A 14,417-nucleotide genomic window follows, 5' to 3' on the forward strand; every position below is an offset into this window, starting at 1 on the left:
GGTCATGAACGCTCAGCTGATCCTGGGCGCGGTCGCCCTCGTCGTCGTCGCCTGGCTCGCCGCCTGCGCCGAGGCGGGCATCGCCCGCGTCTCCAGCTTCCGGGCCGCCGAGGCCCTGCGGTCCGGGCGGCGCGGCGCCGAGAAGCTGGCGCAGGTCGCCTCCGACCCGACCCGCTACCTCAACGTGGCGCTGCTGGTCCGGGTCGCCTGCGAGATGGCGGCCGGCGCCCTCGTCACCTACGCCTGCCTGGAGGAGTTCCCGGAGACCTGGCAGGCGCTGCTCGTCGCGATCGCCGTCATGGTGCTCGTCTCCTACGTCGCCGTCGGCGTCTCGCCGCGCACCATCGGCCGCCAGCACCCGCTGAACACGGCCACCGCCGCCGCGTACGTGCTGCTGCCGCTGGCCCGGGTCATGGGCCCGGTCCCGCAGCTGCTCATCCTCATCGGCAACGCGGTCACGCCCGGCAAGGGCTTCCGCAAGGGCCCCTTCGCCTCCGAGGCCGAGCTGCGGGCGATGGTCGACCTGGCCGAGCAGGAGTCGCTGATCGAGGACGAGGAGCGCCGCATGGTGCACTCGGTCTTCGAGCTCGGCGACACCCTGGTGCGCGAGGTGATGGTGCCGCGCACCGACCTGGTCATCATCGAGCGCTACAAGACGGTCCGTCAGGCGCTCACCCTGGCGCTGCGCTCCGGCTTCTCCCGGATCCCGGTGACCGGCGAGAACGAGGACGACATCGTCGGCATCGTGTACCTGAAGGACCTGGTCCGCAAGACGCACATCAACCGCGACGCCGAGGCCGACCTGGTCTCCACCACGATGCGCCCCGCGGCCTTCGTGCCCGACACCAAGAACGCCGGCGACCTGCTGCGCGAAATGCAGCAGGAGCGCAACCACGTCGCCGTCGTCATCGACGAGTACGGCGGCACGGCCGGGATCGTCACCATCGAGGACATCCTGGAGGAGATCGTCGGCGAGATCACCGACGAGTACGACCGGGAGCTGCCGCCCGTCGAGGAGCTCGGCGACGACCGCTACCGGGTCACCGCCCGCCTCGACATCGGCGACCTCGGCGAGCTCTACGGCTTCGGCCCCGACGAGTACGACGACGAGGACGTGGAGACGGTCGGCGGACTGCTCGCCAAGGCCCTCGGCCGGGTGCCGATCGCCGGCGCCAACGCCGTCGTGGAGCTGCCCGACGGGCGGACCCTGCGGCTCACCGCCGAGTCCCCGGCCGGCCGCCGGAACAAGATCGTGACCGTGCTCGTCGAGCCGCTCGGCAAGACCGGCGAGGGAACCGAGGGGGAGGCCGCCGAGCGATGACGCCCGAGCAGCTGCGCGCGTTCTGCCTGGACTTCAACGGCGCGACGGAGGAATTCCCGTTCCGCCCGGAGATCTCCGTCTTCAAGGTCGCCGGGAAGATGTTCGCGCTGGCGACGCTCGACGCCGAACCGCTCAGCGTCAACCTCAAGTGCGACCCGGACGAGGCCGTGCGGCTGCGCGGGGAGCACCCGGCGATCACCCCCGGCTGGCACATGAACAAGCGGCACTGGAACACCGTGCGCGTGGGAGAGCTCCCGGACCGGCTGGTCCGGGAGCTCGTCGAGGACTCGTACGACCTGGTGGTCGCCGGTCTTCCCCGGGCGGTACGGCTCCGCCTCGACCGGCCCTGACCGTCAGGCCCGCCGCCGCAGGCCGAGGGCGACCAGGACGGCCGCGCCGAGCACGATCGCCGCGTCCAGCGCGATGACGGTGCGGACCCCGGAGAACAGGTCGCCGCCGGTGGTGGCGAGCACGCCCAGCATCGGGATGCCGACGGTGAGGCCGACCTGCTGGGTGGTGGTGACCAGACCGGTGGCCAGCCCCTGCTCCTCGTCGCGGACGCCGGAGGTGACGGTCACGCCGTACGAGATGATCGCGCCGAGGTGCAGCATCGAGGCGGCCGAGACGGCGACGGTGGCCAGGACGGCGCCGGACTCGCGGCCCACCAGGAGCAGCGCGGCCGTCAGCAGGCCCTGCCCCGCCAGCGAGACGACCAGGGTGCGGCGGGCGCCGAGCCGGCCGATCACCCGCGGGGTGACCATGCCGGCGAGGACCGAGCAGGCGCCCTGGACGCCGAAGACGATCCCGGAGGCGAAGGCCGACAGGCCGAGGGTCTCCTGGAGGTACAGGGTCAGCACGAAGACGATCGTCGACATCATCGAGAAGGTGACCAGACCGCCCAGGTTGCCGAAGGCGACCGTGCGGCGGCGCAGCACCGGCAGCGAGACCAGCGGCGCCGGGTGCCGGGACTCGACCACGCCGAAGGCCAGGAGCAGCAGCACGCCGAGGACGAGGGTGACCAGGACGTCGGTGCCGCCGAAGCCGTGCTCGGCCGCCGTGGTCAGGGCGTAGATCAGAAAGAGCAGTCCGCCGGTGACGGTCACCGCGCCGGGGACGTCGAGCCGGGGCCGCTCCGGGGTGCGGGACTCGGGCAGCAGGCCGGGCGCGAGCGGCAGCACGATCAGCGTGAAGACGGCGAGCAGGCCCATGGTGGAGCGCCAGCCGAGGGTGTCGGTCATGACGCCGCCGAGCACCATGCCGATGGTGAAGCCCAGCGACATCAGGGTGCCGGAGATGCCGAGCGCCCGCTCCCGCAGCGGCCCCTCGGGGAAGACGGTGGTCAGCAGCGCCATGCCGGTGGGCACGATCGCCGCCGCGCCGAGGCCCTGCAGGGCACGGCCGGCGAGGAAGGCGCCCGGGCTCCAGGCCAGGGTCGCGAGCAGGGACGCGGCGCCGAAGAGGACGAGCCCGGCCAGGAAGAGCCGCTTGCGGCCGAACAGGTCGCCGATCCGGCCGAAGAGCAGCAGGAAGCCGCCGGAGGGCAGGGCGAAGGCGGTGACCGCCCACTGGAGCGCGGACGGCGCGAAGCCGAGGTCGGCCCCGAGGACGGGCAGGGCCACGTTGAGGACGGAGAAGTCGAGCGCCACCATGAACTGGGCGGCGCACAGCACGAACAGGACGAGGCGGGCGCGGCCGGTGAGGACGGGCGCGGCGGGGGACTGGTCCTGTCGCTCGGTCGGGGGAGAGGTCACGGTTGCCATGGCCACGACTCTCGCGGCACGGGAACAACGGTGGGGAGCGGGAACTTATCCTGTTGGTCGCACCACCAGGCATCCAGGGGGAGGAAGCACACGTGGCCACGGCACTGGAGTCCACCACCGCCAAGGCACACCGACTGGCCGAGCTCCGCGAGTTCCTGATGAGCCGCCGGGCCCGGGTGAGCCCCGCCGAGGCGGGCCTGCCGGACGGCGGCAGGCGCCGCACCCCGGGGCTGCGCCGCGAGGAGGTCGCGGTGCTCGCCGGGGTCGGGGTGTCCTGGTACCAGTGGCTGGAGCAGGGCCGGGACATCACGGTGTCCCCGCAGGTCCTGGACTCGGTGGCGCGGGTGCTGCGGCTGAGCCCCACGGAGCGCCGCCATCTGTACGTGCTCGCCGCGCTGAACCCGCCGGCACCGGAACCCGCCCCGGAGGACCGGGACATGTGCGAGGGGCTGCGGCGGCTGATCGACGCGTGGATGCCGTTCCCGGCGCACATCATGGACCAGTACTGGAACACGGTGATGTGGAACGACGCGGCGGCGGTCGTGCTCGGCATGCGGCCGGAGATCGTGCAGAACTGCCTGATCGCCTTCTTCACCGACCCGCTCTACCGCGAGCGGGCGACGAGCTGGGAGGAGCTGGCGCCGAAGGTCGTGGCGCAGTTCCGGGCCGCCTGCTCGGAGTGCCCGGACGACGAGGGCTTCCGCCAGGTGGTGGCCGAGGCCAAGGAGGCGAGCGCGGAGTTCGCGGAGCTGTGGGAGCGGCGGGACATCCTGCCGGGCGGGCAGAACCGCAAGGAGATGGCGCACCCGCTGGTCGGTCCGCTGGTGGTCGAGTCGACCCAGCTCAGGGTCCCGGCCCGGCCCGACCTCGTCATCGTCCTGCACACCCCGCTCCCGGAGGCGGACACGGCCGCGAAGCTGGAGTGGCTGGTCTCCCCCGAGGGACGGCGCGGGGCGATGTTCCCGGTGGCCGGCTGAGCCCGTAAGGGGCCCTCTGACCAGGGATTTTGGTGTTCTCTTGGGGAAGTGGGGGCCTCGCCGCGGCGATGTCGGAGGGTCCGGATATCCTCACGCAGCACAGCACCGCAGGACGCGGTCGTGCTCGTCCCCGTCGTCCTTTCTCACCCTCGAGGACCCCCGCCCCATGCGTACGCGTATCACCCGTGGCCTGTCCGCCGTCGTCGCCGTCTCCGCGCTCTCCCTGACCGCCGCGTGCGGTGGCGGGGACGACACCAAGAAGGACGGCGCCGACAAGCCGGCCGCCGGGACGGCGACCACCGCCGCCCCCACCACCGAGGCCCCGGCCGCCAAGCCGCTGACGGCCGCCCAGATGAAGGCCGCGGCCCTGGAGCTGAAGGACCTGCCGGCCGGCTGGAAGACCAAGAAGGTCGAGAACGACAACATGGTCTACAAGGCCGACAAGGCCGAGTGCCAGCCGCTGGCCGCCATGGTGAGCGCCGGCATCGACGGCGCCACCCAGGGCGCCAGCGTCGACTTCGCCATCGGCAAGAACGCCTCCGAGCTCAGCCAGGAGGTGGCGACCTTCCCGGCAGCCGACGGCGCCGCCGACTACACGAAGAAGATCGCCGCGGCGCTGGACGCCTGCGCGAGCTTCAGCGTCGAGGCCGAGGGCCAGAAGATCAAGGTCGAGTCGAAGAAGCTCACGGCCCCGCAGGGCGCCGAGGAGGCCCTCGCCTTCGGGCTGACCCTGGAGGTCGCGCCGGGCGTCAAGCTCGGCCCCAGCCTGGCCGTCGCCCGCCAGGGCGCCGGTGTCTTCCGCATGGTGCACCTCGCGGACGCCGGCACGGCCAAGAAGGACTTCGACAGCCTGGCCAAGACGGCCACCGAGAAGTTCGCCAAGGCCGCCCAGGGCTGAGCCCCGACCCCGGGACCGGGGGCTCGGCCCCAGGGCTGAGCCCCGGCCCCAGGGCCGAGCCCCCGGCCCGGGGAAGAGGCCCCCGGCCTATCCTCGGATCATGACACTCAACCGCGAGCACGAGGACCTCGGCGCCGAGGACCTGAAGATCATCACGCTGGCGCGCAGCGCCCGCGCCCGCAACGGGGTCGCGGAGGGCGCGGCGGTGCGGGACGAGACCGGGCGCACCTATGTGGCCGGGACCGTCGCCCTGGAGTCGCTGAAGCTGAGCGCGCTGCAGACCGCGGTCGCCATGGCCGTGGCCAGCGGCGCGGAGTCGCTGGAGGCCGCGGCCGTGGTCTCCGCCGCCGAGACCCCCTCGGACCTGGACCGCGCCGCGGTCCGCGACCTGGGCGGGCCGGAGACGCCGGTGCTGCTCGCGGGGCCCGACGGGCGGCTGCGCGTGGCGGTTACGGCGGGCTGAGCGTGACCCGCGGGGCCCGGTGTCCGTCGGACACCGGGCCCCGCGCCGTTCCTCACTCGCACTCCTCCGCACTCCCTCGTACTCGCTCACACCCGCTCACACACGGGCCTTGTGCTCTTGTGAGGAATGCGCGTCAATGACTGCGACCGGTCCGACGGACCGTCAGATCTCCGCCGTTCTCGCGGAGTCTCCTCCACGCAGTGTCCGCACCCCTGCGTTCTCTCGGAATCGGAAGGGGTTCGACCTCGCCATGAGAAGCAGCAGCAGATTAGGGATCTTCGCGGCGCTGTCCGGGACGCTCGCCGCTGCGGCCCTCGCCTTCGCGCCGGGCGCCGCCGCCGTCTCCCCGGGCTCGGCCACCGCCACGTACGACTGCGGAAGCTGGGGCGGCGGCGGTGCCACGCTCACCGCCACCCAGAGCGGCACCGCCGCGACGATCACCCTCACCTCGGCCGTGAAGACGCCGATCGCGGTCGGCGCCGACCAGATCAGCGCCACCCTCACGATGGCCAGGGCCGGCGGCGGCACCCGGACCTTCACCGGGAAGAAGAACCCGCCGCTCGCCGCCAACCAGTCCGTCACCATCGGCCCGCTCAGTGGGACCGTCGCCTCCGGCGACAGCCTCAACTCCTACTTCGCGGGCACCGCGCTCAAGATGGTGATCTTCGGTGTCACCGTGAACTGCGACGCGCTCACCTCGCAGTCGCCCGGGCCCTTCGTGTTCAGCTGAGCCCGCCCCTCGCACGACGGACCGGTGCCGCCCGTGGTGGCACCGGTTCCCGCCGTGACCTGCGCAAACGCGCCTGGCGGCCGGAGCCCGCAGCCTGATCTTGACAGTATCTGATGGGTCATCAGTCGATGGATTTCGCTTCCATTGACTTCTCTCGGCCCGCACCCGTCAATGGCGCCCTCTCATCCCTCAGGAGGGGCCCACATGGCACTCGATCCCAGCCGCACGGCCACCCGAAGACGGCGCCGCTGGACCGCCGCCCTCGGCGCCACCGCGCTCGCGCTCACCGCGGGCGGGGCGCTCGCCGCCCCCGCCGGGGCGGTCACCACCGCCTCCTCGGCGGTCGACTTCGCCACCCACTGCGTCCCGCCGCCGATCGCCGGCATCCCGCCCATCGACGGCACCACCACCGCGCAGATCACCGTCGACAACACCGCGCCCAAGGTCGGCGACACGGTCACCGTCACCTACACGGTCACCAAGCCCGCCGCCTCCAACCCGGTCGACCTCGCGCTGCCCGAGAACATCATGACCCCGAGCGGCAAGGTCACCCTGGGCGGCGCCCAGACCGGCTCGGTCACCGTCACCGGCGAGAAGAAGAACCCGCCCGTCCCCGGCAAGGGCGCCTTCCCGCCCTTCTCGATGACCGGCACCTTCACGGTCACCGCGCCCGGCGCGATCCAGCTCTCGCCCGGCGACTACAACATCCACACCTCCTACATCATGGAGCTGGACACCCCCTGCACCGTCTCCAGCCCGCCCGCCCCGGTCTCCGAGACCGTCACCGCCACCGCCCAGCCGGGAGCCAACGAACGGGCCCTCCAGCTCGACAGCGCCTCCGGCGCCCCCGGCGTCCGGGTCACCGTCAGCGGCACCAAGTTCACCCCGCTCACCGAGGTCACCGTCACCGGCCGGGCCGGCGCCGCCGAGACCGCCGACCGGATGACCGTCACCACCGACAGCGAGGGCGGCTTCGCCGCACGCCTCAAGGTGACCGACCTCGCCACCACCGGCATCGTGGCCTACGAGGGTGCCGCCTGGGACCCGCAGAAGGGCGCAGGCCCCGTCGCGTACCAGGTCGTCGACGACACCCCCGCCCCGCCCGGCAGCCAGAAGATCAGCGCCACCGTCAAGGCCGGCACCCTGTCGATGACCCAGGCCGGCGATGCCGTCGCGCTCTCGGCCGTCGACTTCGGCACCGGCGGCGCGGCCACCGGAGCCCTGCAGACGGTGACCGTCAAGGACTTCCGCGGCGGCCCCGCCGGCTGGTCCCTCACCGGCAAGGTCACCGACTTCACCGGACCCGGCGGCGCCATCGGCGCCGGGAAGCTCAGCTGGACCCCGGTCTGCGCCACCAAGGCCGGCAGCCCCAGCACCTGCGTCGCCGGCACCGCCGGACCCGTCGGCGGCACGGGCGCGACCCTCGCCTCCACGCCCAACGGCACCGTCACCGGCGGCGAGTTCACCGTCGACGCCGGGCTCTCCCTCGACGTGCCCGCGTTCACCGCGCCGGGCTCGTACGCGGGCGTGCTCACGCTGACGCTGTCCTGACCCGCACGACACCGCCATGACGAAGGGGCCCGCACCCGTGCGCACGCCGTACGCCCTCCTGCGACACGTCCTGGCCCTCCTGGGCGCCCTGCTGCTGCTCGGCGCCCAGGAGGCACCCGCCGCCTCCGCCGCGGACAACGGCGAGTGGGCCGTCTACCCGGCCGCCTCGCAGCTCGGCAGCCGCCCGTACTTCTACCTCTCGGCCGACCCCGGCGCCACCGTCACCGACCGGGTCACCGTCGCCAACAAGACCGCCGCCCCGCTCACCTTCCTCCTCTACGGCGCCGACGCCTACAACACCGAACGCGACGGCGGCTTCGCCGTCCGCACCCGCCAGGAGCAGCAGACCGGCACCGGCGCCTGGATCCGGCCCGCCCGCGACCGGGTCACCGTCCCGGCCCGCTCGGCCGTCACCGTCCCCTACACCCTCACCGTCCCCGCCACGGCCGAGCCCGGCGACCACGCCGGCGCCCTCGTCGCCCTCGACGAACGGATCGCCCGCGCCGGCACCGGCCGCGACGCCGTCGCCCTCGGCGTGCAGCGCGCCGTCGCCGCCCGCGTCTACCTCCGGGTCGGCGGCCCCACCGTCCCCGCCCTGTCCGTCGAGGACGTCACCCTCGTCCAGCACCGGCCGCTCGTCCCCGGCACCCGCACCAGCCGCGCCGTCGTCTCCTACACCCTGCACAACCGCGGCAACGTCACCCTCGACCCGCGCGTCGCCCTCCGCGCCGAGGGCGCCTTCGGCCGCACCCTGCTCACCCGCGACCTCGGCCGGCTGCCCGCCGCACTGCTGCCCCGGCAGAAGATCCGGCTCACCGCCGAGTGGACCGGCTCCCCCCAGCTGGACTGGGGCGACGTCACCCTCACCGCCACCGCCGAGGACGTCCGCGCATCCGGCCGGGCCGGCTTCCTCGCCCTGCCCTGGCTGCCGCTCGCCGTCCTGCTCACCGGCACCGCCGGCGGGGCGCTCGCCCTGCGGCTGCGCCGCCGCCGCAGCGCGCGCGGGGACGCGAGTACGTGAGGGGGGCGCTCATCGGGGACAATGGCCCCCATGAGCGTTCGCACCCCTGAGACCGATGAGACCCAAGCCCCCCACCGGGCGGGCTTCGCCTGCTTCGTCGGACGCCCCAACGCGGGCAAGTCCACCCTCACGAACGCTCTCGTCGGCCAGAAGGTGGCGATCACCTCCAACCGGCCGCAGACCACCCGGCACACCGTCCGCGGCATCGTGCACCGGCCCGACGCCCAGCTCGTCCTCGTCGACACCCCCGGCCTGCACAAGCCCCGCACCCTGCTCGGCGAGCGCCTCAACGACGTCGTCCGCACCACCTGGGCCGAGGTCGACGTGATCGGCTTCTGCCTGCCCGCCGACCAGAAGCTCGGCCCCGGCGACCGCTTCATCGCCAAGGAACTCTCCGAGATCCGGAAGACCCCCAAGGTCGCCATCGTCACCAAGACGGACCTGGTCGACTCCAAGACCCTCGCCGAGCAGCTCATCGCCGTCGACCGGCTCGGCAAGGAGCTGGGCATCGAGTGGGCGCAGATCGTGCCCGTCTCCGCCGTCGGCGACAAGCAGGTCCAGCTCGTCGCCGACCTGATCATCCCGCTGCTCCCGGAGTCCCCGCCGCTCTACCCCGAGGGCGACCTCACCGACGAGCCCGAGATGGTCATGGTCGCCGAGCTGATCCGCGAGGCCGCGCTCGAAGGCGTACGGGACGAGCTGCCGCACTCCATCGCGGTGGTCGTCGAGGAGATGCTGCCCCGCGAGAACCGCCCCGCCGACCGCCCGCTGCTCGACATCCACGCCAACGTGTACATCGAGCGCCCCAGCCAGAAGGGCATCATCATCGGCCCCAAGGGCAAGCGCCTGAAGGAGGTCGGCATGAAGTCCCGCAAGCACATCGAGGCCCTGCTCGGGACCCCGGTCTTCCTCGACCTCCACGTGAAGGTCGCGAAGGACTGGCAGCGGGACCCGAAGCAGCTGCGGAAGCTCGGCTTCTAGGCCCGAAGGGCCTTGAGCCGCAGCGGCTAGGCGCCCTCCTTCAGGACGCGCTGGATCAGCTCGCGCTGCTCCGGGGTGAGGTCCGGGTCGCAGCACGTCACCGTGCGTCCGTCGACCGTGATCTCGTAGCTGAAGCCGTCCGGGACCCCGCGGCTCTCGCGGGGCTCCGCGGCGAGCGCCGCGCGGGCCAGGTCGTGGACCCGCTCGGCGTCGGCGAGACCGGAGGTGTCCACCTCGGCCTCCCGCGCGATGCCCGCGAAGCCGCCGGTGCGTCGTACTCGGATGCGCATGGGACCTGTCTACCAGCGCCCTCAGGTGGTCGGCACGCCGACGAGCGACCAGGCCTTCAGGACCGCCTGCACCTCGTCGCCCTCGCCGAAGAGCCGGCGCGCCGACGCCACGGTCGCCCGCGCGAACTCGTTGAACCGGGCCTCCTCCGTCAGGGTGCCGCCGGTCATCACGTCGTACCAGATCCTCCCGGCCCGCTCCCACGCGAAGCCGCCGAGCTCGGTGGCCAGCAGGTAGAAGGCGTGGTTGGGGATGCCCGAGTTGATGTGCACCCCGCCGTTGTCGGAGCTGGTGCGCACGTAGTCGTCCATGGTGGCGGGCTGCGGGTCCTTGCCGAGGACGTCGTCGTCGTACGCCGTGCCCGGCTCCTTCATGGAGCGCAGCGCGACGCCGTTGTCGATGGCCGGGCCGAGCAGCCCGGCGCCGATCAGCCAGTCGGCCTGCTCGGCCGTCTGGCCCAGCGCGTGCTGCTTGACCAGCGAGCCGAAGACGTCGGAGACCGACTCGTTGAGCGCCCCGGACTGCCCGAAGTAGGCGAGGTTCGCCGTGTGCTGGGTGAAGCCGTGCGCCAGCTCGTGGCCGATCACGTCCACCGGGATGGTGAAGTCGAGGAACAGCTCCCCGTCGCCGTCGCCGAAGACCATCTGCTCGCCGTTCCAGAAGGCGTTGTCGTACTTCTCGTCGAAGTGGACGGTCGCCAGCAGCGGCATGCCCGCGCCGTCGACCGAGCGGTGCCCGAAGGCCTTGAGGAACAGGTCGAAGGTGGCGCCGAGCCCCGCGTAGGCCCGGTTCACGGTGGTGTCCGCGACCGCCGGCTCGCCCTCGGCGCGCACCTCGACGCCCGGCAGCGCCGTGCCGTGCCGCGCGTCGTACAGGGTCCGCCGCGGCTTGTCCGAGGGGGAGCCCTCCGGGGCCGGCGGCGCCTCCTCGCGGGCCGAGCGCTGGGCGGTGTCCATCAGGAGGGTCCGCTGCGCGGCCTCCGCGTAGACCGGGTTCTCCGACTCGGCGAGCCGCTCCAGCATGTGCGGAGGGACGATCGTGCAGAAGTGGGGAGTCATTGCAGCAATGTGGCACTGCGTGCTGCCGCTGTCACGACCCGCGACGACGATTGGCGAAATGGAGTGATGAGTCACCTTTCGCGCTTGACGCGGACGCCGTCCCGCATACTGAAACGGGACGTCCGCCTCCGCCGGGCCTGGGCTACAGTGACGCACATCATGCGTTTCGGGCTGCTTCTCCTTAGCTGCCGCGGCGAGGGCCTGTAGTCGTAGGCCGACCCCCTCCCCGCGGGTTTCGGTGTTGCGTTCGACAGTCGGCCGTCCTTTCCGCAGGACCCTCCGAGGAGCCCTACGCAATGTCCCAGTCGCCGTTCATCAGCCGTCCGACGCCCGTCACCAACGCCACGCACCTGCAGAAGCCGTCGGGCATGCCCGTGCACAAGTACGGGCAGTACGAGGCCGTCGACATCCCCGACCGCACCTGGCCCGAGCAGCGCATCACCAAGGCGCCGCGCTGGCTGTCGACCGACCTGCGCGACGGCAACCAGGCCCTGATCGACCCGATGAGCCCGGCCCGCAAGCGCGAGATGTTCGACCTGCTGGTACGCATGGGCTACAAGGAGATCGAGGTCGGCTTCCCGTCCTCCGGCGAGACCGACTTCGCCTTCGTGCGCTCCATCATCGAAGAGGGCGCGATCCCGGACGACGTCACGATCTCCGTCCTGACCCAGGCCCGCGAGGACCTGATCGAGCGGACCGTGGAGTCCCTGAAGGGCGCCAAGCGCGCCACCGTGCACCTCTACAACGCCACCGCCCCGACCTTCCGCCGGGTCGTGTTCCGCGGCTCGAAGGACGCCATCAAGCAGATCGCCGTCGACGGCACCCGCCTGGTGATGGAGTACGCGGAGAAGCTGCTGGGCCCGGAGACCACCTTCGGCTACCAGTACAGCCCCGAGATCTTCACCGACACCGAGCTGGACTTCGCCCTGGAGGTCTGCGAGGCGGTCTGCGACGTGTGGCAGCCCGGCCCCGGCCGCGAGATCATCCTCAACCTGCCCGCCACCGTGGAGCGTTCGACCCCGTCCACGCACGCGGACCGCTTCGAGTGGATGTCCCGCCACCTGACCCGCCGCGAGTACGTGTGCCTGTCCGTGCACCCGCACAACGACCGCGGCACGGCCGTGGCCGCGGCCGAGCTGGCCATCATGGCCGGCGCCGACCGCATCGAGGGCTGCCTGTTCGGGCAGGGCGAGCGCACCGGCAACGTCGACCTGGTGACGCTGGGCATGAACCTGTTCTCCCAGGGCGTCGACCCGCAGATCGACTTCTCGCAGATCGACGAGATCCGCCGCACCAGCGAGTACTGCAACCAGATGGAGGTCCACCCGCGCCACCCCTACGCGGGCGACCTGGTCTACACCGCCTTCTCCGGCTCCCACCAGGACGCCATCAAGAAGGGCTTCGACGCCATGGAGGCCGACGCGGCCGCCCAGGGCAAGACCGTCGACGACATCGAGTGGGCGGTGCCCTACCTGCCCATCGACCCGAAGGACGTCGGCCGCTCCTACGAGGCCGTCATCCGGGTCAACTCGCAGTCGGGCAAGGGCGGCATCGCGTACGTCCTGAAGAACGACCACAAGCTGGACCTGCCGCGCCGCATGCAGATCGAGTTCTCGAAGATCATCCAGGCCAAGACCGACGCCGAGGGCGGCGAGGTCACGCCGGCGGAGATCTGGTCGGTCTTCCAGGACGAGTACCTGCCGAACCCGGACAACCCGTGGGGCCGCATCCAGCTGCGCTCCGGCCAGTCGACCTCCGACACCGACGGCACCGACACCCTGAAGGTCGAGGCGGTCGTCGACGGCGTCGACACCGTCCTGACCGGCGCCGGCAACGGCCCGATCTCCGCCTTCTTCGCCGCGCTGCAGGCGATCGGCGTGGACGCCCGCCTGCTGGACTACCAGGAGCACACGATGAGCGAGGGCGCGTCCGCGCAGGCCGCCTCGTACATCGAGTGCGCCATCGACGGCAAGGTCCTGTGGGGCATCGGCATCGACGCCAACACCACGCGCGCCTCGCTGAAGGCCGTCGTCTCCGCGGTGAACCGCTCCGCGCGCTGACGCCGCCCCGGCACGCGCCTCCGGCGGACCGCCCCGCACCCCTTCCGTGGGTGCGGGGCGGTCCGCCGTTCCGCACCGGCGCCCCCGCCACCCCGGAGGGTGATCTCGCGACGACCGGTTCCGCGCCCGGACCCGCCGGCACCGGCGCCGCGGCGGCGCGCGCCCCGCACGGCGGCGGCTTCCTGGCCTCTGCGAAGCCCCGCGAGCGCCCCCTGTGGGGCCCCGCCGGGGCCCGCGCGCGGCACGGCGGGTCTCGGCCAACTACGCGTTCTTCTGCTGACGAGGTGCTGACGCCACATCATCGATGTGGCTAACATCACGCCAACGCCGGCAGTGCTGCCGGGTCGTTGGAGGAGGTGCGGCGTGCGATCAGCGCGGAAGTCCCGTGAGCGAAGCCTGGTTCTCTGCGGAATCCGTACCTCCTGGAACACGATCGGCGACGGCGAGTTCTTCTGCGAGGAGTGCGGCGGCGACCGCAACTACCGGCGCCGCACCGGCCGCCGCCGGTTCGCCCTCCTGGGCGTGCCGCTGCTGCCCCGGGGGCAGGCCGGCCCGGTCGTCGAGTGCGCCGCCTGCCACACCCACTTCGGTACGGAGGCGCTGGCCCACCCGACGACCAGCAGGTTCTCCGGGATGCTGCGCGACGCGGTGCACACCGTGGCCCTCGCGGTCCTCGCCGCCGGCGGCACCTCCTCCCGCACCGCCGTCGACACCGCGGCGACGGCCGTCCGCGCGGCCGGGTACGCGGACTGCACCTCGCTCCAGCTCGTCGAGCTCGTCGAGGCACTGGCCGCCGACACCGGCCGCTTCCTGCCGGACGTGAGCAGCGGGGGCGCGGCCCTCGCCATCGAGCTCCACGAGGCCCTCGAACCGCTGTCCCCGCACCTCGCCGCCGCCGGCCGCGAATCGATCCTGCTCCAGGGCGCCCGCATCGCCCTCGCCGACGGCCCCTACACCCCGGCCGAGCAGGAGGTCCTCACCACGGTGGGCAACGCGCTCTCGCTGCCGGCCGAGGACACGGCGCGCCTCCTGGAAACGGCGCGCAAGGTCGGCTGAGGGCGGAGGCGGGCTCCAGAAGGCCCCTGGGCCGGACACCCGCGCATGCCCGTTGCCCTGCGGACATGGCCGCCCGCGCCGGCCCGTTGCCCTGCGGGCGGGGGTGTCGGTGGCCCTGATCTGGGCGGGCCTCGTCGAGGGCCTCGGCCTTCGCGGGGCGGGCGTGACGGGCGGTCTGGTCTCTGGGCGGCCCCCCGCGCTGGCCCGTTGCCTTGCGGGCATGGACGCCTGCGTCGGCCTGTTGCCCTGCGGG

General features: G+C 72.6%; 14 protein-coding genes. 11 read left to right on the forward strand and 3 right to left on the reverse strand.

Features of this window, described 5'->3' with window-relative positions:
* Positions 1 to 4 precede the first annotated feature (4 nt).
* On the forward strand, positions 5 to 1,321 hold the full coding sequence (locus ACIGW2_RS29145; RefSeq protein WP_391656433.1) for a hemolysin family protein: 1,317 nt from the start codon (positions 5 to 7) through the stop codon (positions 1,319 to 1,321).
* Positions 1,318 to 1,671 (forward strand): MmcQ/YjbR family DNA-binding protein, encoded by a 354-nt coding sequence (locus ACIGW2_RS29150; RefSeq protein WP_391656432.1) that lies wholly within the window; start codon positions 1,318 to 1,320, stop codon positions 1,669 to 1,671. The genes ACIGW2_RS29145 and ACIGW2_RS29150 overlap by 4 nt, the downstream gene beginning before the upstream one ends.
* Before the next feature lie 3 nt (positions 1,672 to 1,674).
* On the opposite strand, the gene ACIGW2_RS29155 is transcribed toward ACIGW2_RS29150, so the two are convergent.
* Positions 1,675 to 3,081: an MFS transporter gene (locus ACIGW2_RS29155; protein WP_399846970.1), complete on the reverse strand. Its 1,407-nt coding sequence runs from the start codon at positions 3,079 to 3,081 to the stop codon at positions 1,675 to 1,677.
* Between the two features lie 158 nt (positions 3,082 to 3,239).
* Here ACIGW2_RS29155 and ACIGW2_RS29160 point away from each other — a divergent pair, with 158 nt between their 5' ends.
* From ACIGW2_RS29160 to era, 7 genes are all read left to right on the forward strand, one after another.
* Positions 3,240 to 4,058: a helix-turn-helix transcriptional regulator gene (locus tag ACIGW2_RS29160; RefSeq protein WP_391656479.1), complete on the forward strand. Its 819-nt coding sequence runs from the start codon at positions 3,240 to 3,242 to the stop codon at positions 4,056 to 4,058.
* 166 nt (positions 4,059 to 4,224) lie between these two features.
* Positions 4,225 to 4,956, forward strand: coding sequence for a hypothetical protein (locus ACIGW2_RS29165; RefSeq protein WP_391656430.1), 732 nt, complete (start codon positions 4,225 to 4,227; stop codon positions 4,954 to 4,956).
* Positions 4,957 to 5,056: 100 nt separating this feature from the next.
* Positions 5,057 to 5,419 carry a cytidine deaminase gene (locus ACIGW2_RS29170; RefSeq protein WP_356067905.1) on the forward strand — a complete coding sequence of 121 codons (363 nt, stop codon included), beginning with the start codon at positions 5,057 to 5,059 and terminating at the stop codon, positions 5,417 to 5,419.
* A gap of 250 nt (positions 5,420 to 5,669) precedes the next feature.
* Positions 5,670 to 6,149: a hypothetical protein gene (locus tag ACIGW2_RS29175; RefSeq protein ID WP_391656429.1), complete on the forward strand. Its 480-nt coding sequence runs from the start codon at positions 5,670 to 5,672 to the stop codon at positions 6,147 to 6,149.
* A gap of 204 nt (positions 6,150 to 6,353) precedes the next feature.
* Positions 6,354 to 7,700: a beta-xylosidase gene (locus ACIGW2_RS29180; protein ID WP_391656428.1), complete on the forward strand. Its 1,347-nt coding sequence runs from the start codon at positions 6,354 to 6,356 to the stop codon at positions 7,698 to 7,700.
* Positions 7,701 to 7,716: 16 nt separating this feature from the next.
* The gene (locus tag ACIGW2_RS29185) at positions 7,717 to 8,721 is read left to right on the forward strand and encodes a WxL protein peptidoglycan domain-containing protein (protein ID WP_399846972.1); all 1,005 of its coding nucleotides are present in this window, start codon (positions 7,717 to 7,719) and stop codon (positions 8,719 to 8,721) included.
* Positions 8,722 to 8,742: 21 nt separating this feature from the next.
* The gene (era, locus tag ACIGW2_RS29190; protein WP_391656426.1) at positions 8,743 to 9,702 is read left to right on the forward strand and encodes a GTPase Era; all 960 of its coding nucleotides are present in this window, start codon (positions 8,743 to 8,745) and stop codon (positions 9,700 to 9,702) included.
* Positions 9,703 to 9,728: 26 nt separating this feature from the next.
* On the opposite strand, the gene ACIGW2_RS29195 is transcribed toward era, so the two are convergent.
* A complete protein-coding gene (locus ACIGW2_RS29195; protein WP_356076943.1) occupies positions 9,729 to 9,992 on the reverse strand; it encodes a protealysin inhibitor emfourin in 264 nt (87 codons plus the stop codon).
* A gap of 21 nt (positions 9,993 to 10,013) precedes the next feature.
* Positions 10,014 to 11,048 carry a M4 family metallopeptidase gene (locus ACIGW2_RS29200; RefSeq protein WP_399846974.1) on the reverse strand — a complete coding sequence of 345 codons (1,035 nt, stop codon included), beginning with the start codon at positions 11,046 to 11,048 and terminating at the stop codon, positions 10,014 to 10,016.
* A gap of 296 nt (positions 11,049 to 11,344) precedes the next feature.
* On the opposite strand from ACIGW2_RS29200, the gene leuA reads away from it, so the two are divergent.
* Entirely contained in the window at positions 11,345 to 13,108 is a 1,764-nt protein-coding gene (leuA, locus tag ACIGW2_RS29205; RefSeq protein ID WP_399846975.1) for a 2-isopropylmalate synthase, read from the forward strand.
* Positions 13,109 to 13,471: 363 nt separating this feature from the next.
* The gene (locus ACIGW2_RS29210) at positions 13,472 to 14,164 is read left to right on the forward strand and encodes a TerB family tellurite resistance protein (protein ID WP_391656424.1); all 693 of its coding nucleotides are present in this window, start codon (positions 13,472 to 13,474) and stop codon (positions 14,162 to 14,164) included.
* Positions 14,165 to 14,417 lie beyond the last annotated feature (253 nt).

This window comes from Streptomyces sp. NPDC053541 (genome assembly GCF_044544705.1).
Classification (GTDB): Bacteria; Actinomycetota; Actinomycetes; order Streptomycetales; family Streptomycetaceae; genus Streptomyces.

Coding starts and splice junctions, on each gene's coding strand:
- ACIGW2_RS29150 (WP_391656432.1), top strand. CDS start 1,318: ATGACGCCCGAGCAGCTGCGCGCGTTCTGCCTGGACTTCAACGGCGCG.
- ACIGW2_RS29175 (WP_391656429.1), top strand. CDS start 5,670: ATGAGAAGCAGCAGCAGATTAGGGATCTTCGCGGCGCTGTCCGGGACG.
- ACIGW2_RS29170 (WP_356067905.1), top strand. CDS start 5,057: ATGACACTCAACCGCGAGCACGAGGACCTCGGCGCCGAGGACCTGAAG.
- ACIGW2_RS29180 (WP_391656428.1), top strand. CDS start 6,354: ATGGCACTCGATCCCAGCCGCACGGCCACCCGAAGACGGCGCCGCTGG.
- era (WP_391656426.1), top strand. CDS start 8,743: ATGGCCCCCATGAGCGTTCGCACCCCTGAGACCGATGAGACCCAAGCC.
- ACIGW2_RS29195 (WP_356076943.1), bottom strand. CDS start 9,992: ATGCGCATCCGAGTACGACGCACCGGCGGCTTCGCGGGCATCGCGCGG.
- ACIGW2_RS29160 (WP_391656479.1), top strand. CDS start 3,240: ATGAGCCGCCGGGCCCGGGTGAGCCCCGCCGAGGCGGGCCTGCCGGAC.
- ACIGW2_RS29185 (WP_399846972.1), top strand. CDS start 7,717: ATGACGAAGGGGCCCGCACCCGTGCGCACGCCGTACGCCCTCCTGCGA.
- ACIGW2_RS29145 (WP_391656433.1), top strand. CDS start 5: ATGAACGCTCAGCTGATCCTGGGCGCGGTCGCCCTCGTCGTCGTCGCC.
- ACIGW2_RS29155 (WP_399846970.1), bottom strand. CDS start 3,081: ATGGCAACCGTGACCTCTCCCCCGACCGAGCGACAGGACCAGTCCCCC.
- leuA (WP_399846975.1), top strand. CDS start 11,345: ATGTCCCAGTCGCCGTTCATCAGCCGTCCGACGCCCGTCACCAACGCC.
- ACIGW2_RS29200 (WP_399846974.1), bottom strand. CDS start 11,048: ATGACTCCCCACTTCTGCACGATCGTCCCTCCGCACATGCTGGAGCGG.
- ACIGW2_RS29165 (WP_391656430.1), top strand. CDS start 4,225: ATGCGTACGCGTATCACCCGTGGCCTGTCCGCCGTCGTCGCCGTCTCC.